The following is a 21460-nucleotide window of genomic DNA, read 5'->3' as shown; positions in this document are numbered from 1 at the left end:
CCGGCTTACATGAAGAAACCGGACATTAGAAGTAATAAGATTCAGATCGGAAAGTATTTACATAGGTTAGCGATGATTGTTTGGGTGAGTTAGAGAAGTTATCAGTCAGTTTTATCCAGCGTGTATTTTGTACACAATTCGACGCGTGATCCTGGGAAAGCGCATTGGATAAGCCGCTGGATTTTTGTTTTGCTCGTTCGTTTGTACAAAAAGATATTAAATATTTTACAAAAGAAAACATTCTGTCTTTTAACATATGCATTCTATGAAAATAACAATTTTATCTACTTCAAATTCGAATAATTATAGAATTGTATACCAAAAGTTACATATTTTGCGTCTGAAATGTGACGGATGTTTACTAACTTCGCCTTATAGTAATCTTGTATTTGTTACCATTGTTTACATAATGAAATTCCGTTTACTCTCCCTGATATGTATGTCGTTTGCATTCGGCTGCACCAAAAATGTGTCACCGGACGAATACAATCTCAAAGCAGCTGACCCGAAAATATTCCATGAAACAGCGACGCACCTGACGGATGTGATCATTCATGACATTTTCAAACCGCCGGTTGCCAGCCGTATTTACAGTTATTCTTTCCTTGCTGCCTACGAGGCGCTCGTTCCAGGATATCCTGAATACCAGTCACTTGGCGGACAACTCGTCAAATTTACATCACCGCAAAAACCAGATTCCTCCCTTGCGTACTGCTATCCGCTTGCCAGTATAAAGGCATTTGCAACGGTGGGCCGCACGCTTACGTTTTCCGGGAATATGTGGGACGATTATGAGAAGGATCTTTTTCAAAAATATCGCGATATGGGCATTCCGGACGATGTTTTTGAACGCTCCACTGCATACGGTGACTCTGTGGCCAAGCATGTGCTCGCCTATTCTGCAAAAGATCATTACAAAGAGATTCGCGGTTATCGCTATACGGTGACAAATGCGCCCGGAACCTGGGTGCCTACGCCGCCTGCATATGCGGATGCCTGCGAGCCTATGTGGAACACCGTTAGGACTTTTGCATTGGATTCCGTGACGCAGTTCCGCTGTCCGCCGCCAGCCAAATATGATCTTGACAAGAAAAGCAAGTTCATGGAACTGGCGATGGAAGTTTACAATATAGGCAAAACAATTACCGAGGAACAGAAGGCAACGGCTTACTTTTGGGATGATAATGCATTTGTAACCAATGTGGTAGGCCATGCCATGTTTGCAAACAAAAAAATGACTCCGGCCGGACATTGGCTGGCAATTATCAGGACCGTAGCCACAGACAAGAAACTCGATCTGATGCGTTCGACCGAAGCTTATACATTAGGAGCATTATCCCTTTTCGATGCATTTTCGGCTTGCTGGGATGAGAAATACCGGACAGTTCGGATCCGCCCGGAAACTGTGATCAACAACAACTGGGACCCTAACTGGCGGCCATTTTTGGAAACCCCTGCATTCCCGGAATATGTGAGCGGCCACAGCGCTATTTCAGCCGCCTGCGGAACTGTACTCACGCATCTGATTGGTGACAATGTTGCCTTCACCGATACGACCGAAAAGAAATACGGCCATGGTATCAAATCATTTAAATCCTTTGAAGAGGCGTATTGGGATGCCTCCATAAGCCGGGTCTACGGCGGGATACATTACCGCGACGGTGTCGAGCAAGGAACTTATCTGGGTCAGAAGGTAGGTGAAAATGTCTGGAAACGTGCCGTTACCAAAAAAGGCCGGCACGAAATCGCTGCGAAATAGTACAAGCTGATCCAGTTAAAAAAAAACGATTTTCCGGATCAGCCGAAAGCTAATCTTATTTCACATGATCTGAATTGTAATGCAGCCCGATGTTCTCGCGTCGGGCCATTGCCATTTTAATGATCAGATAGGAAACCGAAATCATGTTCCGGAGCTCGCAAATGGCTACCGAAACTTTGGATTCCCTGTAAAGCTGTTCGTGCTCTTCGTGAAGCAATTCCAGGCGGTCATAGGCCCGTTTCATACGACGGTTTGTGCGCACAATGCCAACATAATTGGACATAATGCTATTCAATTCCCGCGTCATTTCAGTCACCAAAACCTGTTCTTCGGGATGCGTGGTGCCCGTATCGTCCCATTCCGGAATGTTGTCGGGCGTGACTGCATCATTAAAACTGTCAACCGTACTTTCATAGGCCCTGTGCCCGAACACAACAGCTTCAAGCAATGAATTGGAAGCCAGGCGATTGGAACCGTGCAGACCTGTGCAGGAACATTCTCCCACTGCGTAAAGGAAGTTGATGTTGGTTTTGCCCCATTCATTAACCTTAATCCCTCCGCACATATAATGCTGCGCAGGAACAACCGGAATCATGTCTTTTCTGACGTCAATGCCGGAGTTAAGGCAGTATTCGGTAATGTTGGGGAAATGCTCTAAAAATTTCTCATAATCCAGGTGGCGCACATCCAGATACACATGATCGACACCATTCTTTTTCATTTCGGAGTCGATGGCCCTGGCTACAATGTCGCGCGGGGCGAGCGAAAGCCGGTCGTCGTAAAGCTCCATGAAAGTGCTGCCATCCGCCCGTTTTAAAATCCCTCCAAATCCTCTCACCGCTTCCGATATCAGAAAAGAGGGTTTTTGCCCTGGCTGATAAAAACTGGTGGGATGAAACTGGATAAACTCCATATTGTCGCATAGGCCTTTGGCGCGATAAGCCATGGCAATGCCGTCGCCGGTTGCAATGGTAGGATTGGTTGTGCTTTGATAAATGTTGCCGATCCCTCCCGTGGCTAACATGGTTGTTTTAGACACAAATTTCTCCACTTCGCCGGTCTGGCGGTTCAGCACGTATGCGCCGTAACACTGGATATCTTCCCGGTAACGATAAACGGTTTCACCCAAATGATGCTGCGTAATGAGCTCTACGGCATAATAGTGCGTAAAAACCTGAATGCTCTTGTGCCTGTTTACCTCTTCCAGTAACGCGCGCTCGATCTCCGCGCCGGTAATGTCTTTGAAATGCAGGATCCGGTGGTCCGAATGTCCCCCTTCTTTGGCTAAATCGTATTCCCCGCCCTTTTCTCTGTCAAATCGTGTTCCGTAATCGATCAGTTCCTGTATGCGCTGGGGCGCTTCCCGAACTACAATTTCGACAATGTTACGCTTGTTAACCTCATCGCCCGCATCCATGGTGTCCTGAATGTGCTTTTCGAACGAATCCGATTCGGCCCAAACCACCGCAATTCCACCTTGCGCGTATTTGGTGTTGGTTTCATCTGCCTGGACTTTGGTAATGACCGCAATGGAAATTTCCTGTTGTAATTCGTCAAAATGTCTCGCCAGTTTGGCTGCATAACTTAATCCGGCAATCCCGGAACCGATAATCAGGAAATCGAATTGGGGCATTTGTTTCAGGTTAATGTTTGGGCAATGTGTCCGGCTTTCGGCAGTCGGTTAAGCGCTGACTGCCGGAAGCTGTTCTAAATTCCTCTGCTTAATTCCAGCATCCGGGCAACGGATTTGTATGCTTTCAGCCGGATATCTTCCGGAACAAGAATCTCCGGTTGTTCATACAAAAGGGCATTGTACACTTTCTCTAATGTATTCATTTTCATATAAGGACATTCGGAGCAGGCGCAGGTGTTATTGTCTGAGCCGGGAGCCGGGATCAATTTCTTGTCCGGAACCGATTGTTTCATTTTATGCAAAATTCCCGCTTCTGTCGCAACGATGAATTTCTGATGCGGTGATGCCTTTACAAATGTCAGCAAGCCGGTAGTTGAGCTCACAAAATCGGCTTGCATTAATATGTCTTCCTTGCATTCGGGATGCGCAATAAGCAATGCATCCGGATGTTCCTCCCGGAGTTGTTTTAATTTTTCTCTTGAAATATCAATGTGAACGATGCAGGCGCCATCCCAAAGAACCATTTCACGCCCCGTTTTTTGCGCCACGTATCTTCCCAGATTAGCGTCGGGAGCAAAAATAATTTTCTGCTCAGGCGGCAAACTGTTAACAATCTGCAATGCGTTTGAAGAGGTGCAGACAATGTCCGTCAAGGCTTTAATTTCAGCCGAACAGTTGATGTAACTGATCACAATATGATCAGGATATTGAGCCTTGAATGCAGCGAATTTGTCAGCCGGAGCAGAATCCGCCAGTGAGCAGCCTGCATTCAAATCGGGAATTACAACCTTTTTACTCGGGCTTAAAACCTTTGCCGTTTCACCCATGAAATGCACACCGCAGAATACGATCATATCAGCTTCTGTGGCCGCGGCTTGCTGCGAAAGGCCCAGACTATCACCGATATAGTCTGCAAGATCCTGGATTTCAGCGTCTACATAATAGTGCGCCAGGATTACGGCATTCTTTTCTTTTTTCAATCGATTGATTTCAGCAATTAAATCAATATCATCAGCAACAGCCTCGGTAACATAACCGTAACGGTTGACCTGCTCTTCAATAGTTGTCATTATGGTGAATAATTGGCTTTTAGTTGATCATAAAAATCCAACCCGAATTTACACTAATAAACCAATGAAAAGCAAAGAAAGTGCATCGGTATAAAAATGAAAGGCCGCCGGAAATGTTTCCAGCGGCCTTTTTATAGGTTTGTTTGATGTCTGCTATTATAATATCCAGCGGAAGAAAACGTAAAGTGTTCCAGATAACAGCATGGTAACAGGCAATGTCAGCACCCATGCGATCACGATATTCCGTATTGTGCCGCCCTGCAAGTTCTTAACGCCCTTACTCGCGACCATGGAACCTGCAATCCCGGAAGAAAGCACGTGAGTGGTGCTTACAGGAAGTCCTAAGTATGAAGAAACGCCGATAGTGCTGGCTGCCACAAGTTCGGCAGAAGCCCCTTGCGCGTAGGTTAAATGTTGCTTACCGATTTTTTCACCAATGGTAACCACAATCCGTTTCCATCCTACCATTGTGCCGAGTCCCAGAGAAAGTGAAATCATCAAAATCACCCAATCCGGCGCATAATCTGTATATCTTCTGATCCCGCCTTCGCTTCCCGACTGCATTTTGAGGAATGCCTTATCGTCCGTATTCAGGTTAGCATGGCCGTTATCCAGAATCGTTTTCAGGTTACGGCTGATCAGCAGCAATGAGCGACGGGCGTTCATCCGGTCTTCCAAAGGCAGCTTGTGATCTACCAGCGGCTTCTGAATCTGCGCATTGAGTGTATCAATTTCCGACTGGATGGTAAAAAGATGGTGACGATCAGAAACAGACAGTCTGGATGAATCAATAGTGCTAACCGCACGTTCAATGCCGGCCAGGTCCGCCTTCATTCCGGCAGGGTCAATACTGTTGTCAAGTGCAAAATGTGCAGGAACAATGCCGATCAGGATCAGCATAACAAGGCCCACACCTTTTTGTCCGTCATTCGATCCGTGAAAAAAGCTTACCAATGTGCAGGTTGTGATCAAAATAGCGCGTATCCAGAGCGGAGGCGGCTGATTTTTCTTTGGTTCACTAAAAACAATTTCGCGAAGCGGCTTGGAAAGCATTCTGCGCAGAATGAACATAATGATGATCGCCAGGGCAAAACCGAAGATCGGCGATGTAAGCAATGAAGTGAAAAGCTCCTGTGCTTTGGTCCAGTTCACACCCGCGCCTTCTGAATTTTCAGGCATGAATGTAAATGCCAGACCAACACCCAGAATGGAGCCGATCAATGTATGTGAGCTTGAACTCGGAAGACCGAAATACCAGGTTCCAAGGTTCCAGATAATGGCGCTGATCAGCAATGAAAAAACCATAGCGGCGCTATGGTAGACATTCTGATCAATCAATAATTCAACGGGAAGCAGGTTGACAATCCCCATCGCAACGGCAATCCCACCCAGGAACACACCGCAAAAATTCATAAAACCTGACCAGATCACGGCCACATTGGGTTTTAATGAATTGGTATAAATAACTGTCGCAACTGCGTTGGCTGTATCGTGGAAACCATTTACAAACTCGAATGCACAAGCCGCTAAAATACTGAGAGCGAGGAGGATAAAAATGTCGGTTTCAAGACCAAACATAAAAGAAGAATATAGGTTTATTTAATAGGAGACAAAACTACTTATTCCTTACCGTTGCAATATTACCAAATTGTTAATTCAGGTTTCAGAATAAGTATCGGAGATTATGCTGCTTCTTTATTGGCCAACTGGCCGCAAGCTGCATCAATGTCCTTTCCGCGACTCCTGCGAACATGCACAGAAACGCCCCTGTCTTCGAGATATGCGGCAAATTTGTCCAGTCTGTCTGCTTCGGTGTTCTTAAAATCGGCCTCAGCAATCGGATTGTACTCTATAATGTTCACCCGCGCCGGAACACGTTTTGTAAACTCCCACAATTCCTTCGCGTCCTGCAAAGTGTCATTGAAGTTGTTAAAAACAATGTATTCGAATGTAATGCGGTTACCTGTTTTCTTATAAAAGTAGTTCAGTGCCTCCGCCAGGTTATCCAGTGAATTGGACTCATTGATAGGCATGATCTGATTTCTCTTCTCGTCATTGGCAGCATGCAATGATAATGCAAGTCTGAACTTAACCTCATCATCCCCAAGCTTTTTGATCATCTTGGCTATGCCAGCTGTGGAAACCGTAATGCGCCGGGGCGACATATTGAGGCCTTCGGGAGAAGTAATGTGTGCGATAGATTCCAGCACATTGGCATAATTAAGCAAGGGTTCGCCCATGCCCATGTATACGATGTTGGTCAATGGTGCCTTGAAACTTCCTTCCGCCTGTCTTGCGATCGCTACAACCTGATCGTAAATTTCTCCTGCTTCCAGGTTGCGTTTGCGGTCCATATAACCTGTTGCGCAGAACTTGCAGGTTAATGAACAACCCACCTGGCTGCTTACGCAAGCGGTCATGCGGTCGGCGGCGGGAATCAGAACGCCTTCAACCAGGTTGCCGTCGAACAGTTTGAATGCAGATTTTATAGTCCCGTCATTGCTTTGCTGCTGCTTGGCGATGTCGAGTGAGTGGATCAGGAAGTGCTCGTTGAGCAACTGGCGTGTTGCGAGCGACAGATTGGTCATTTCATCAAATGAATGTGCCGATTTTTTCCAGATCCATTCAAAAACCTGTTTGGCACGAAAACCCTTCTCTCCATGCGTGGCCAGCCAGCTTTTAAGCTGTTCAACGTCCATTTTCCGGATATCCTGCCGCTTATTAATTTCAATCATTATTTTCTTTCTATTAGCCCGGTGCGTGAAGCATCCGGACGATTTGGTTCGCAAAGTTACTGAAACTCAATCAGGGAACGTAACCTTTGCTGAATTTTGAAAGTTCAAATCATGGTGATTTTTGTACAAATCACAGATCCTCCTGCGAAACTTCCTCTTTTTCATCATCCAGATATTCCCGCTTCCATTCTTTAATCAGCTCGGTGCCAGACGGCATCCAGGTGAGTGCTTTTGTAATGAGGTTTGGCGCAACGGGCACCACAATTGGATAAAGATAAGTGTCGTCCGTCCTATGCGCAGGGATTTTTACACCAATCGCATTAACAAGCCAAAAGAAAACGCTGATCCCGAAAACCCAGGTCAGCACGCCCACCATGCCGCCCGCGAGGCTATCAAATGTCCCCAGCATGGAAAAGCGGAGCGATCTGCGGATAGAATAGCCAAATTGGTTTAAAAGAAAAATAGTAGGAAAGAAAATGGCCGAAAACCCAACATAAGGAAGGATTTTCTTGGCCACACTATCACTGAAATAAGGTGTGAGAATTTCCATTCCCAGCCCTAAAAATTTGAAACCCAATACCATGGCTATCACAAGTCCGGCAATGCCGATAATTTCTATTAAAAGTCCTTTGCGATAACCATGCAATGCCCCCCAAAGGAGGGGAAGGAGGATGAGAACATCCAATAATTTCATGCTAACAAGCTCTTTACCAAAGTAGAAACCACACGTCCGTCTGCCTGCCCAGCCAATTCTTTGGTTGCCACGCCCATCACTTTACCCATATCCGCAGGTGACGACGCTCCTACCCGGGCGATAATGTCCTGCAATTTGGCCTTAACCTCATCTTCTGTAAGCTGTTTCGGAAGGAATTGCTCGATAATCGCGAGCTCCGCTTCCTCCTTTTCCAGAAGGTCAGGACGGTTTTGGGTTTTGTAAATATCGGCCGATTCGCGACGTTGTTTTGCTGCCTTGGTGAGCAGTTTAAGTTCGTCATCAGCAGTGAGTTCACCCGTAGCGCCGCCTTTTGTTTCTTCCAGAAGAATAAGTGACTTAATCGCGCGCAAAGCCCGCAATGTATCCTGATCTTTCGCCCGCATGGCATCCTTAATGCCTGATTCAACTTGGGTTTTTAGTGACATGGTATTATAATTTTGAATGAGTGAATGAGTGAATGACTGAATGATTTCTAATTTTGAATGAGTGAATGAGCGGGCGCCGTTGCGCTGAATGACTGAATGTATTTTTAAATTTGAATATCAAAGGTTGAATTAAAATCGGCCAATGGGGCTGCAAAGTTAAAGGAAACCTTATAAATTGTCCTATTCCACGTAACCACTCATTCAATCATTCACACACATTCAATCATTCAGTCATTCAGCGCAACGGCGCCCGCTCATTCACTCATTCACTCATTCACTCATTGCCTATGACACGTCTAAGCGTTAACATCAACAAGATAGCAACCCTGCGCAATTCACGCGGGGGCGATAATCCCAATGTGCTTAAAGTGGCGCTGGATTGTGAGCGGTTTGGGGCACAAGGCATTACGGTCCATCCCCGCCCCGACGAACGTCATATCCGTTACCAGGATGTTTATGACCTGAAGGAGGTTGTGACTACGGAATTCAACATCGAGGGAAATCCTTCTGAAAAAAAATTCGTGGAGCTGGTACTGGCGAACAAACCAGACCAGGTAACATTGGTGCCGGATGCATTGCATGCCATCACTTCCAATGCAGGCTGGGATACGGTCACCAACAGAAGCGAGCTGACTGATCTGATCCAGACATTCAAATCCGCTGGAATCCGTGTTTCGGTTTTTGTAGATCCGGACGAAAGAATGGTCGAAGGCGCAAAAATCTGCGGCGCCGACCGTGTGGAGCTTTACACAGAGCCCTATGCCGCACAATATTTCGAAAACCGCCAAAAAGCGGTGTTGACATTCGTTTTGGCTGCTGAAAAAGCGCGGGAGGTTGGATTAGGATTGAATGCTGGACATGACCTTAGCCTTGATAACCTTCACTTTTTGAAACAAAGCATTCCCTGGATGGATGAAGTTTCCATAGGGCACGCTTTGATTTCGGATGCATTGTATTTGGGATTGGAAAATACGATTCAGATGTATTTACGGGAGTTGGAGTTGAAGCGTGTGGGGGGTGGGGGACCCCCAGTGGGCCCCCGCCCAGTGTGACAGACTTATTGCCTGTCACACTGAGCGGAGCCGAAGTGGAGGACCACCAGGCGGCCGAAGTGAATCCCCAACGCCGAAGTGCTACCACCCAGTCCGATACTCCCTCTTCACAAAGCGGTTAGCCACATCAAAATTCGTTATCTTCATATTAGCACCGTCCCAAATGAGCTTCTGCCTTCCGGGAAAGTTGAAGCCGCCTTTTCCGTCTGCTTTGGGTTCGCGGTGGAGGTAGGAACGTACGGCCAGGTTTCCCATTAAGACGATTTCGGTTAATGGTCCGGATTCCTCGAATGCGGAACTGGTGTATGTGCCGTGGCCCTTTTTGCAAGCTTGTACAAATTGCTGCTGATGCCCTTCCGATCCGCCCGGGACTAATGCACGGGGTTTAATGTTCGGTCTTACTGTTTCAAATTTCTTTTCAGGCCATAAGCGTGGATTGTTACCGAACATTTCGGCGCTCAGGATTCCCTTGGTGCCGGTGAAGAGCATGCCGCCGTCAACACTTCCGAAAACGGTTTTGTAGTCACAGCCTTCGGGCAGCTGCGGGCGCATTCCGCCGTCGTACCAGGAGAAATTAATGTCCTTACCCGGCGTTTTGGAAGCAAATTTCATGTGGATGGAAGCCGATGGCGGGGCTACGTCATCGAAAAATGCCTGCTTAAAAAAGTCGGCATACACGGATCCTACGCTGCATTCCACCGATGTGGGGTAGCCCAGTTTCAATGCCCGGAACGGCACGTCGATGAAATGGCAGCCCATGTCGCCCAATGCGCCCGTGCCAAAATCCCAGTAACCGCGCCATCTGAATGGCATATAGGCTTCGTGGTAATCGCGTTTCGGAGCGGTGCCCAGCCACAGATCCCAGTCCACACCTTGCGGAATGGGTTGTGACTCTCCTTTATCTTTGGGTGATTGCACGCCTTGCGGCCACACGGGCCGGTCTGTCCAGACTTCAATTTTATGCACGTCCCCGATAATGCCGGACTGGACCAATGCTTCTGTTTGCCGGGTCCCATCGCTGCTGCTTCCCTGGTTGCCCATTTGGGTTACCACTTTATATTTTTTTGCGGCAATGGTGAGGTTACGCGCTTCCCAAATGTCCTTGGTCAGGGGTTTTTCCACATACACATGTTTTCCAAGCTCCATTGCGGCCATCGCAATCGGGAAATGCATGTGATCGGGCGTGGTAACGATCACGGCATCCATGTTTTTGGCTTCCTTTTCAAACATTTTCCGGTAATCCTTATAATAAGGTGCATTCGGAAATTGCTTGCGGTATTTCTCCGACTGACGGTCATCGACGTCGCATAACGCGACAATGTTTTCCGCACCATTATTATAAGCCAGCCTGATATTAACATCCGCTTTTCCACCGCAGCCCACTGCCGCAATGTTCAGCTTATCGCTGGGCGGGATAAAGCCTCTGCCTAAAACATGCCTTGGAACAATCATGAAAGTCCCGGCGGTCAGCGCGCCGGCTTTTAAGAAATCCCTGCGCCTGATCTCATTTTTCCCGGACTCATTTTGCTGTTCCATAACACGTCATGATTTAGGTTTTGAATAAATATTAACCGTCAAAAATGAAAAGGAATTGGCTGCGGAAGACTACTAACGTCCCCCGAAAGTTTCGGCGATGCGCATCGCTACGCCCATATCACCGTCGATTTTAAGCTTGCCTGTCATATACGCCATCATGGCATTCAGGTCGCCGTCGATGAGTTTGAGCGCATTCTTGGTAGAAACTTCAAATGTGCAATCTGCTTCCAGGTCATCATTGGAAACCGTGTTAGGCACTGATTTGCTGTCTATAAATACGTTTCCTTCTTCGGTTTTAAACTTAACGGTTGCATTAAGGCCGCTGTCGGTTCCCAGGATATTTTTAACACGGTCGGTCAGAATTTGTAGGCTCATAAAAGCTGGTCTTTCGGTTGTTGAATTATTTTCGGACTAAAAATGACAAATGTATGTTCCCTTATAAGAATATTCAAATGGCTTTGGTGTTTTCAGCTAAAACCACAAATTTTACACGCATCATCAGAAAATCCTGCTGATATTATTTACTACCCAATGAGTGAACCAGTAATCCGTCCTACATTTCTTACCATATTATGTATCCTGACTTTTATGAGCTCCGTGTCCGGCCTCTGGACACAATCCGAAAGGTTATGGAACCCCGAAATCATGGCTGACAAGACACGTGAAACATTTGAAGGCGTGCGTGAAAACCTTGAAAATCAGGCAACGACTGCGGATACGGAGACCATGGACAAAATGTTCGAGGCGGTGATCGAGCAAACTACTGCCGGGTCCATTAAAACGGGAGCGATCATTATGCTGATTTTTGAATCGCTGTCCTTGTTTGCGGCTTATTTAATGTGGAACCTGGATAAAAGGGGCTTCTTCTTATATATGGGCGGAATCGCCGTTGCTTTTCTTTTGCCGCTGTTTCTGATCGGTGGTTGGTTAGGAGTTATTACATCCATGGCTGGGGTCTTCTTCAGTATTTTTATGCTAATTATGTATGCTTTCAATTTGAAACACATGCATTCGGCATAACCTCTTGCATTCCACGAAGAAAAGATTTTATTTTGCGGACTAATTTGAATCGAGAAAATGGCTTTAATTACAAAAATCAGAGAAAAATCCGGGATCGCTGTGACGGTTATCGCGATCAGTTTAATTCTTTTTATGGTGGGGGGCGACTTAATGGGCCCAAATTCCATGCTTGGAGGGGGAAATGATCAGACTGTTGGTGAAATCGCCGGCAAAGAAATCAACATTAAAGACTTCCAGTCACGCGTGGACGGCTTTCGTCAGAATTACGAAGCACAGTCAGGACGCAGCCTGAACGAAAATGAGCTGGCGTCGCTGAGAGATCAGGCCTGGAACCAGTTTGTAGTCGACATTGCCTACAAAAAAGAATTTGAAGATCTTGGACTCACTGTTACCGACCAGGAATTGGTCGAAATGGTTCAGGGTAACCACATCAGCCCATCGATTCTACAAGCTTTTTCTGATCCTACCACTGGTAAATTTGATAAAAACGCCGTTGTTAACTATCTGAAAAATCTTAAAACACTTCCTGTTGAACAACAAAAATCCTGGGAGAATTTTGAGAAAAGCCTTCGTGAAGAGCGCACACGTGCCAAATATGAAAACATGCTCAGACTTTCAACTTACATTCCGAAAGCACTGGCTGAAAAAGAATATGTGGCGCAAAACAGCAAAGCAACACTGCGTTACCTGTATGTCCCTTATTTCTCGGTTGTGGACACCACAATTAAAGTTACCGACAAGCAACTTGAAGATTATCTGAGCGCGCACCGCTCGGAATACAAAGGAACCGATACGCGTTCAATCGAATACGTTACTTTCCCGATCCAGCCTGCCAAAGACGACAGCGCTGCATTATACAGCGAAATTAAGGAACTTGCCCGCGGCCTGGCCACTGCGCAGAACGATTCATCTTTCGCAGCTATGAACTCAGACATTCCTTTGCCAATCAATATGTCATTGGGAACCATGTCCGATCAGTTGAAAGAAGCCGTAAAAACATTCGTTCCGGGTGGCGTTTATGGCCCTTACCGCGAAGGCAACACTTATTATATATACAAATATGGCGGAACGCGCGTGGATACGGTTGCTTCTGCAAGAGCCAGCCACATCCTGATCCGTGCTGAAAACCAATCTGACTCTGCAAAAGCTGCGGCCCGTACCAAGGCGGAAGGCATTCTTGCCCAAATCCGTGCGGGTGCTAATTTCGAAGCATTGGCTGCAACAACCAGCGCTGACCCGCAATCTGCACAGCGTGGGGGTGACCTGAGCTATTTCCAGAATAATGGCCAAATGGTGAAGCCTTTTGAAGAAGCTGTGTTCTCTGCAACTGCTCCGGGCCTGATCCCAAGATTGGTTGAGAGCCAGTTTGGTTTCCACATTATCAAGGTTACTGATCCAAAATCAAACACATTATACCGCATTGCAGCCATCGGAAAAACGATTGCCCCAAGCCAGGCAACACGTGACGAGGCTTACAGAAAAGCGGATGAGTTTGCAAACACGGTTAAAACGAAAACTGACTTTGACGAAGCGGTTAAGAAAAATAAAGCATTGGTTGTAGCCAACGCAAACCGCATCCCTGAATCTGCAACGAACATTAACGCCATTCAAAACGGCCGTGATATCGTAAGATGGGCATTTAAAGATGATTCGGACATTAACGAGGTTTCTCCTGTTTTTGAAACTGAGGAACAATATATCGTAGCTGTGCTGGTTGGCAAGTCTGATGCGAAGGATGTAAAAGTTGCTGACTTCCGCGATGAGCTTACTACTAAGGTTCGTAACCAGATCAAAGCAGAACAAATCACGGCAAAGCTGAAAGGTGCAACAGGCGACCTTCCTGCTATCGCTGCCAAATACGGCGCAGGTGCATTGGTTGAAAACGCAACGGATATTTCACTTGCAACAGGATTCTTAACCAGCGCAGGATTTGATCCGATCGCATTGGGTAAAGCATTCGGCTTGAAGCCAGGTCAGAAATCAGATGTTTTCACGGGTGAGAATGGTGTTTTCATTATGGAACTGGTTAGCAAAACAGAGGCGCCTAAGGTTGCGGATTACACGCAATACAAAACGCAGCTGACGCAATCACTGGAAAGCCGCATGTCGTATCTTGTAAACGAAGCGATCCGCGAGAACGCTAAAATCGAAGACCGCCGCGCGAAATTCTTTTGATTAGATTCAAAAAATTCAAAAAAAAGAGGAGCAGAAATCATTTCTGCTCCTCTTTTTATTTTCACTGCAAAAAATTCAGAAAAAAGTGATAGTATTGCAGCATGAAATGTCAATGTTACACTTATTAATAAAGAACAAATCACAATGAGCATCTTACTCGGAGAACAGGAGTATTTCAAAGGAATCGGGAAAATCGCATTTGAAGGTCCTGAATCAGACAATCCACTGGCTTATCGTTTCTACGACGAAAACCGGATCATAGCAGGCAAAAGCATGAAAGATCACCTTCGCTTTGCTGTTGCTTACTGGCATACATTCTGCGGTTCAGGCCTTGACCCATTTGGCGGACCTACCCTTTTTTACCCATGGGACAAAAAAGCAGATGCCGTTGACCGCGCGAAAGACAAAGCGGATGCTGCATTTGAATTCATTACTAAATTAGGTGTCCCTTACTATTGCTTCCACGATCTGGACGTTGTTGATTATGAGGACGATGTGAAGACAAACGAACAGCGTTTGCAAGCATTGACAGCCTATTTGGGTCAGAAACAAAAAGAATCCGGCGTAAAATTGCTTTGGGGAACTGCCAACCTGTTTAGCCATCACCGTTACATGAACGGCGCTTCTACCAACCCTGATTTCGATGTGGTTACACACGCAGGCGCTCAGGTAAAAATGGCTTTGGACGCTACAATCGCGCTAGGCGGAGAAAATTATGTGTTCTGGGGCGGTCGCGAAGGTTATATGACTTTGCTGAATACAGACATGAAACGTGAGCAGGAGCACTTTGCGCAGATGCTTAAAATGTCTGTGGCTTATGCACGTGCAAATGGTTTCAAAGGTAAATTCTTCATCGAACCAAAACCTTGCGAGCCTACAAAACACCAGTATGACTATGATGCAGCAACCGTAATCGGTTTCCTTCGTCAGCACGACTTGCTGGGCGACTTTGCATTGAACCTGGAAGTAAACCACGCTACATTGGCGGGACATACATTCGAGCACGAGCTACAAGTTGCTGTTGACGCAGGAATTTTGGGATCGATCGACGCTAACCGTGGTGATTACCAAAACGGATGGGATACAGACCAATTCCCGAACGACCTCGCTGAATGGACCAAAGCACTGTTGGTAATCCTGAAAGGCGGCGGATTGCAAGGCGGCGGAATCAACTTCGATGCAAAACGTCGTCGTAACTCAACCGATGTAGAAGATGTTTTCCACGCACACATCGGCGGTATCGACACAGTAGCAAGAGCATTGATCGTTGCCGACAAGATCATCCAAAACGGAGAATACGACAAAATCCGCACTGACCGCTACGCAAGCTTCGACGGAGGAAAAGGCGCTGACTTCGAAAAAGGACAATTGAAGCTGGAAGATCTGTTTGATCTGGCTGCCGGTAAAGGCGAGCCTGCAACGATTTCTGGCAAACAGGAGTATTTGGAGAACTTGATTAATCGGTTTATCTAGGGATGAGGGTTGGGCTATGACCCTGTCAGCTTACACCGTATAAGCCTGTCAGCCTGAGCGGAGACGAAGGCGCGCTACTCCTTGGTAACGTGCTTCGACTCCGCTCAGCATGACAGTGTTAATGGGCGCTCAGCATGACAGTGTTAATGGGCGCTCAGGCTGACAGGCTATGTGACAGGCTTATATCCGCTCAGGTTGGCAACCTACTTTCACTCTTCACTCAGCTCCTTATTAATAGCAACGATCCGTTGCTGAATCTCTTTCTGGACTGTCTCCAATCTTTTATCTTCCATAGGCTTTGCCATTTCCAGGATATTAGCCTGTAACAGGTCGCGCTCTTTTACGGCTTTGTCCATCTTCGCCGTGAGGCGTTTTTTGGCGTTTCCATCGGCGGACTTTATTTTATCATTGAGCTTGGCAATGCGCTCCTGTAAGCTGGATTCTTCTTTTTTGAGCGATGCCATGTAATCGCGCTGCTTCTCGTTTAATTTATCATTCGCTTCCAGCAGATCTTCCTTCGCAGCGGCCATGTCGGTTGTATCCGAAGTGTTGGCTATTTCCTGACTGGCTTCGTCGGCGGTTTCCAGGGCCTTTTCTTCGGCATTGGCCAATTCCTTTCTGTCTTTATCAGCTCCTGAGTTGCAACCTACCAGCAACGCGCCAGCGGCTATTGCGAAATTTGCGAAAACGATTCTTGTTAACTTCTTCATATCAGATCAAATTTGGTGATGATAGTGCAAACGGATAAAATACAATGCCAGCAACAAAGAAGCCGCTGAAAAATTTCCAGCGGCTTGCACCTTTAATATGCTTAACTATTAACCTAAATGCACGAATTGTAACGTTTCTGACTGCTTAATATCCGTTGTTCTGGCGCAGATTCGTGTTGTTACGGATTTCGGCCGTGGGGATCGGGAACAGCAGTTCGCGTTCTGTTACCGTGGGTCCATAAGTAAATTTGTGGCCTACGTAATTTTCAAACGTCTTGGTTTTAACATTGAATGCTTTCCGCAATCTTACCATATCAAACCAGGTGATGTTCTCGAAACACAGCTCATGCCAGCGCTCTTTCCAGATCGCTTCACGCAATTTATCCTTCGCCAAACCGGTCAGTGCGGGCAATTGTGCGCGTGTCCTGATGGCATTAACCGCTTCTAAAACTTTGGCAGATGGCCCGGTTGCTTCGTTTGCAGCTTCCGCGTAAGTCAGTAAAACATCGGCGTAGCGGATCACAGGCCAGTTCAGGTCGCTGTTGGCTGTGCTGGTTTGGGCTACGTTATCAAAATGTTTGTAAATAAAATATCCACCGAGATCTACTTCTTTGGTCCGGTCTGTTTCGTTGGTGAATTTGGTGTAGAAAAATTGCTTTTCCTTGATCCTCAAATCAGCGGCATCGTACGATTTTACAAAATCTGCTGTTGAGTAAATCCCACCCGTTTCATCCGAATACTGTGAGATATTTTTGTTGTAAGGGATGATCGACACCTGCCAGTTGGACGGAAGGATCTGCGTCCTGAACTGGATCATGAAGATATTTTCCTCCACATTTTTCTTAGCCGGGTTGTGAAGGTCATCATAGGAAGCAAAAAGCTTGAATTGCTTCGAATCAATCACTTCGCCAGCTTTTTCAGCTGCCAGTGCATAATGAGTAGCGCCTTTTTGCAATGGAAAACCAGCCATAGTAAGGTAAACCTGAGACATCAGCGATTTCACAGCACCCATGCTCACTTTTCCCGAAACATCAGCCCAGGGCAAGCCGGATGCTTCCGCCACCTTTAAATCCTCCACAATCAGGTTATACACATCCTCCGCAGCCGCGGCGGTTGGCTTTAATTGCTCGGATGTAAGATCCACCGGCTTGGTTACCAGCGGAATGTTGCCAAACATGCGCACCAGGTTGAAATAATAAAAAGCTCTCAGGAAACTTGCTTCACCAACGAGCATTTTGGCCTCAGCAGGGTTAATAGCGGGGATATTGGGTATTTTCTCGATGGAAAGATTGGCGTTGGCTATGCCCCTGTAATAGGCAGCCCAATAAGTCTGGCTGTACCCGTTATCAGAAGTATTCCTCAGATCTTTAACAAAATAGCTGTTAACAGCCTGCCCCAGATCCGTCCCGGCCAGTCCGGTTGCAAATTCGGTCATCATCCAGGCACCGCCGCCAAATCCGCTTGAAAGAGGCTCACGCAAACTAGCATAAATAGAATTGACTGCACTACGGCCCTGTGCGGGGGTAGTAAAATAGCTGTCGGTTGTGAAATTGCTGGGATCTGATTCATCCAGGAAATCCTTGCAACCTGTGGCCCAAAACATACTCACCACGGTGGTAAACAGTCCGATTTTTTTTGATATACTATTCATATAATGATTCGAATAAAGGTCAAGATTTACAAACCAATGTTGAGTCCGAGCATAAACACTCTTGGCTTCGGATAATCGTACAATCCAAATCCCTGGTCAAATGGTGAGCCTGAATTGGAAACTTCCGGGTCATAACCTTTGTATTTGGTGGTCACGAAGAAGTTCTGGATGGAGCCATAAATTCTCAAGCGGTCCAGTTTGAGCTTCGAGACCGTCGACGCCGGGAACGAGTAGGCCAGCAACAGGTTGCGCCCGCGGATGAATGAACCATCCGTAACTTTATGGCTGTCGTTGTTGGTGTCGTAACCCGCATTGATCGGCCGCACTTGTGCAATTGGCGTATTCTGATTTGTCTCTGTCCAGGCGTTCAGCACTGTTTTATAACTGTTGGCAATGCCTTGTCTGTCTTCTGCCGAGTGGATACTCCGGTCCAGCACGTCGTTTCCGTACATATATTGCAAATCCACCGTGAGCGACCAGGCTTTGTACTGAAAGGTGTTCAGGAATGTTCCGAAACCGTCGGGAATACCTTTTCCGATGATCGCCCGGTCCAGGTCATTAATTGCCCCGTCTTCGTTTAGGTCCGCGTATTTCACGTCACCCGGCAGCTCGCCGTAACTCTTTGCCAGATCTGCCTCTGCTGTTGACCATGTTCCCTGGTTCACTCTTCCGAAAAACGAACCCACCGGCTCACCAACCCGGATTACCGTGGCTCCCGAGAAAATGTCACTGCCACCGGACAATGCCAGCACTTTGTTTTTATTGACAGAAATGTTGAAGGTGGTATTCCAGGAGAAATCACCCGCTTTAATGTTGGTAGAATTCACCGCAAACTCAACCCCCTTGTTTTCCATGCTTCCGACATTGGTAAAAATGCTGCTGTAACCGCTGCTTAAAGGAAGTGGCGCATCAAGAAGCATTTCATTCACTTTTCTCCGATAAAGGTCCAGTTCAAAGCTCAGCCTGTTTGAAAACAAGCCCAATTCTATTCCCAAATCAACCTGCTGTGTTTTTTCCCATTGCAGGTTCGAGTTCGACATTCGGCTGATGCCCGTGCCAATGGCGCGGTTGCCACCAAAAATCACACTATAATCGATCACATTCGAGATATTGTTGGTCATACCAGCCAATGCGCGGTAAGCAGGAATTTCTGAGTTACCCGTAGCGCCATAGCTCGCCCTGATTTTCAGGTTGGAGATCGCTGCGTTCGATTTCAGGAATTCTTCTTCGGATATGCGCCATGCAAGTGCCGCCGATGGGAAGAACGCATATCTGTTGGCATCCCCGAATTTGGAAGAACCATCGATCCGGCCTGTAAAGGTGACCAGATATTTATCCATCAGGCTATAATTCAGCCTTGCAAAGTAAGAGTTGAGCCCATAAGCCTGCGCATTGGAAGTTGGGGCCAGTGCAGTTGCTCCTGCTCCAAGGTTATTAAACTGAAAATAAGTATCCGTAAAATTCTGGCTCCTGGCAAGATTTTCAAACCGGTCCACGTGCTGCCACGACAAACCCAGCATTGCATTAATGGAATGGATTTTCCCAAAATCCCGGACATAGGTCAAGTAGTTTTCAAACTGCCATGAATTGAAACGTCTGTTCTGAACAGAGGCATCACCATTATTTGAAATGTACTGCAAGCCCGCAGCAGCAAAATAGTCCTCGCGCTGATTGATCACATTGGTTCCTATTGTCGAGCGGAAATCCAGGCCTGGCGCCAGGCTTATTGTCGCGTACATGTTTCCAAGCATTGTTTGGGTTCTCAGGTAAGACAACCGCTCCGCTCCTACGCGCAATGGGCTGTCGCCGCCTTCCATTCCGGGATAATCCCTGTTGCTCGCCCATCTTCCGTCAGGATATTTAACCGGGATAATCGGCAAAGCTTCCAGCACCTGGCGCATAGCCGTGATACCTCCACCACCCAACTGGTCAATTTGCTTTTCGTTCTGGTCGGTATAGCCCAGGGTTCCTCCTACTTTTAGCCAGCTTTTGATCTGGCTATCGAATACAAATCTTCCTGCAAACCGTTTCTGCCACGATTCGCGCACGATCCCGTTTTCATTCCGGTAGTTCAGGAATGCGCCGTAGCTTCCTTTTTCACTTCCGCCTGTTAAGCCAAGCTGGTGGTTTTGTGTAAATGCTTTCTGGAATGTTTCATCTTGCCAATCCGTGTCGTAAAGTGGGTTACCACTGGCATCGAATAGCAGCGGATTAGTACGTTTCAGCTTAGGATCGGTGTATTTGGTTCCCGTCGCCCAGCCTACCGGATCGAATTTTGCGGCATTGACATAAGCCTGCTCTTCCACTGCCAAAAACTCTCTTGAATTCAAAACAGGCAGTTTTTTAGGTGCTATACCAATGGAAAAGTCGGTATCGTAAGTAACTTTTCCGCCGCCGGATGTTCCGCGCTTCGTGGTTACAAGGATTACCCCGTTCGCACCTCTGGCACCATAAATAGCCGTGGAAGAGGCATCTTTTAAAACTTCAATGGAAGCAATGTCGTTCGGGTTAATGTAATCAATGGGTGTACTTCCGTTCGCAAGGTCCACTGCATTCAAAATGACTCCGTCGATCACATACAGCGGATTATTGGAAACAGAAATCGAGCTCGCTCCACGGATACGAATATTCGCGCGCCCACCCGGCCGACCCGAGTTGGACGACACATTCACACCGGCAATGCGGCCCGAAAGTCCCTGGTTCAGGGAGGATGCAGGGCGTTCCTGTAAAACTTCTCCTTTTATCGTTCCAACAGCGCCGGTAAGGTCAGATTTCTTCACTGTTCCATAACCCACAACAACGATCTCGTCAAGCGCATTTTCGTCAGGTAACATTGTCACGTCAATGGCCGACTGGCTTCCGACTGTTACTTCCTGGGATTTATATCCTACAAAGCTCATTACAAGCACGTTCTGAGATCCGCCATCCGGAATATCCAGTGTAAATTCTCCATTGGCGCCGGTTGAAGTCCCGCGTTGGGTTCCTTTTAAAACCACGCTTACGCCGGGCAGTCCGCCGCCCGATTCGTCCGAAACTTTTCCTTTAACCGTCCTGTCTGCCACCGCTTGCGTGCCTGATGAAGTCAGCAGCGCCTGCTGGTTCAGCAAAGCCTGGTCTGTGGATGTCGGCTTGCCGGGAGCAGCGTCTTTTGTCCTGATTTCCGTAATGACAAAAGTATTTTTTCGCGTCCTTTTGTAGGTCAAACCGTTCTGTTGTAACAATAAACCCAGATTTTTTTCAAGTGACTGGTTGAAATCCAGTGTGCCCACGGCAACATTGACGGATCTTACCAGGCGGTCCTCGAAAATAATCTCAACCCCATAATGTTTCTGCAAATCAAGCAGCACATTCTTTAACTTCATTTCCTGGCCGAAACTGGTGTGCTGGCGCGTGGGAATAGAAGCGTAAGCGATAATCTGGGAGTGGGCAACCAGAGAAGATTGCGTCATCAGCACAATCCCGATTGCTACCCATTGCTTAGCTGATAGCGTTATATTCATAGTTAA

16 protein-coding genes are annotated in these 21460 nt (G+C 46.9%); 5 read left to right on the top strand and 11 right to left on the bottom strand.

Features of this window, described 5'->3' with window-relative positions; translation table 11 throughout:
• Positions 1-409: 409 nt before the first annotated feature.
• A complete protein-coding gene (locus tag LZG74_RS04850; RefSeq protein ID WP_233795469.1) occupies positions 410-1759 on the top strand; it encodes a vanadium-dependent haloperoxidase in 1350 nt (449 codons plus the stop codon).
• A gap of 55 nt (positions 1760-1814) precedes the next feature.
• Here LZG74_RS04850 and nadB read toward each other — a convergent pair whose 3' ends face one another.
• From nadB to LZG74_RS04820, 6 genes are all read right to left on the bottom strand, one after another.
• Positions 1815-3392 (bottom strand): L-aspartate oxidase, encoded by a 1578-nt coding sequence (nadB, locus tag LZG74_RS04845; RefSeq protein WP_233795468.1) that lies wholly within the window; start codon positions 3390-3392, stop codon positions 1815-1817.
• A gap of 74 nt (positions 3393-3466) precedes the next feature.
• Positions 3467-4462, bottom strand: a complete 996-nt coding sequence (gene nadA, locus LZG74_RS04840) for a quinolinate synthase NadA (RefSeq protein ID WP_233795467.1) — start codon at positions 4460-4462, stop codon at positions 3467-3469.
• 156 nt (positions 4463-4618) lie between these two features.
• On the bottom strand, positions 4619-6040 hold the full coding sequence (locus tag LZG74_RS04835; protein WP_233795466.1) for an inorganic phosphate transporter: 1422 nt from the start codon (positions 6038-6040) through the stop codon (positions 4619-4621).
• 104 nt (positions 6041-6144) lie between these two features.
• On the bottom strand, positions 6145-7197 hold the full coding sequence (gene rlmN, locus LZG74_RS04830; RefSeq protein WP_233795465.1) for a 23S rRNA (adenine(2503)-C(2))-methyltransferase RlmN: 1053 nt from the start codon (positions 7195-7197) through the stop codon (positions 6145-6147).
• A 130-nt stretch (positions 7198-7327) separates the two neighbouring features.
• A complete protein-coding gene (locus tag LZG74_RS04825; protein ID WP_233795464.1) occupies positions 7328-7891 on the bottom strand; it encodes a CvpA family protein in 564 nt (187 codons plus the stop codon).
• A complete protein-coding gene (locus LZG74_RS04820) occupies positions 7888-8337 on the bottom strand; it encodes a GatB/YqeY domain-containing protein (protein ID WP_082213687.1) in 450 nt (149 codons plus the stop codon). Before LZG74_RS04820 ends, LZG74_RS04825 begins: the two co-directional genes overlap by 4 nt.
• A 287-nt stretch (positions 8338-8624) precedes the next feature.
• Between LZG74_RS04820 and LZG74_RS04815 the strand changes: the two genes are divergently transcribed.
• Complete coding sequence (locus LZG74_RS04815; protein WP_233795463.1) at positions 8625-9389, top strand: pyridoxine 5'-phosphate synthase; 765 nt, start codon at positions 8625-8627, stop codon at positions 9387-9389.
• A gap of 81 nt (positions 9390-9470) precedes the next feature.
• Here the strand turns inward: LZG74_RS04815 and LZG74_RS04810 are convergent, their stop codons facing one another.
• Together LZG74_RS04810 and LZG74_RS04805 are read right to left on the bottom strand one after the other, a co-directional pair.
• Entirely contained in the window at positions 9471-10925 is a 1455-nt protein-coding gene (locus LZG74_RS04810; protein ID WP_233795462.1) for a Gfo/Idh/MocA family protein, read from the bottom strand.
• A 72-nt stretch (positions 10926-10997) separates the two neighbouring features.
• Positions 10998-11300, bottom strand: a complete 303-nt coding sequence (locus LZG74_RS04805; protein WP_233795461.1) for an SCP2 sterol-binding domain-containing protein — start codon at positions 11298-11300, stop codon at positions 10998-11000.
• A gap of 156 nt (positions 11301-11456) precedes the next feature.
• On the opposite strand from LZG74_RS04805, the gene LZG74_RS04800 reads away from it, so the two are divergent.
• The 3 genes from LZG74_RS04800 (at position 11457) to xylA (ending at position 15593) form a co-directional block, all read left to right on the top strand.
• Complete coding sequence (locus tag LZG74_RS04800) at positions 11457-11945, top strand: hypothetical protein (protein ID WP_233795460.1); 489 nt, start codon at positions 11457-11459, stop codon at positions 11943-11945.
• 57 nt (positions 11946-12002) lie between these two features.
• The gene (locus LZG74_RS04795) at positions 12003-14120 is read left to right on the top strand and encodes a SurA N-terminal domain-containing protein (RefSeq protein WP_233795459.1); all 2118 of its coding nucleotides are present in this window, start codon (positions 12003-12005) and stop codon (positions 14118-14120) included.
• 144 nt (positions 14121-14264) lie between these two features.
• Complete coding sequence (gene xylA, locus LZG74_RS04790) at positions 14265-15593, top strand: xylose isomerase (protein WP_233795458.1); 1329 nt, start codon at positions 14265-14267, stop codon at positions 15591-15593.
• Between the two features lie 209 nt (positions 15594-15802).
• On the opposite strand, the gene LZG74_RS04785 is transcribed toward xylA, so the two are convergent.
• The 3 genes from LZG74_RS04785 to LZG74_RS04775 form a co-directional block, all read right to left on the bottom strand.
• Complete coding sequence (locus LZG74_RS04785; protein ID WP_233795457.1) at positions 15803-16303, bottom strand: hypothetical protein; 501 nt, start codon at positions 16301-16303, stop codon at positions 15803-15805.
• A 145-nt stretch (positions 16304-16448) separates the two neighbouring features.
• Complete coding sequence (locus LZG74_RS04780) at positions 16449-17954, bottom strand: RagB/SusD family nutrient uptake outer membrane protein (protein ID WP_233795456.1); 1506 nt, start codon at positions 17952-17954, stop codon at positions 16449-16451.
• A gap of 26 nt (positions 17955-17980) precedes the next feature.
• Positions 17981-21454 (bottom strand): TonB-dependent receptor, encoded by a 3474-nt coding sequence (locus LZG74_RS04775; RefSeq protein ID WP_233795455.1) that lies wholly within the window; start codon positions 21452-21454, stop codon positions 17981-17983.
• Positions 21455-21460 lie beyond the last annotated feature (6 nt).

It is taken from the genome of Dyadobacter sp. CY327, from assembly GCF_021390415.1.
In the GTDB taxonomy this organism is placed as follows: domain Bacteria; phylum Bacteroidota; class Bacteroidia; order Cytophagales; family Spirosomataceae; genus Dyadobacter; species Dyadobacter chenhuakuii.
Note: the sequence above shows the minus strand (reverse complement) of the source record. Positions and strands in the feature narration are given on the sequence as shown.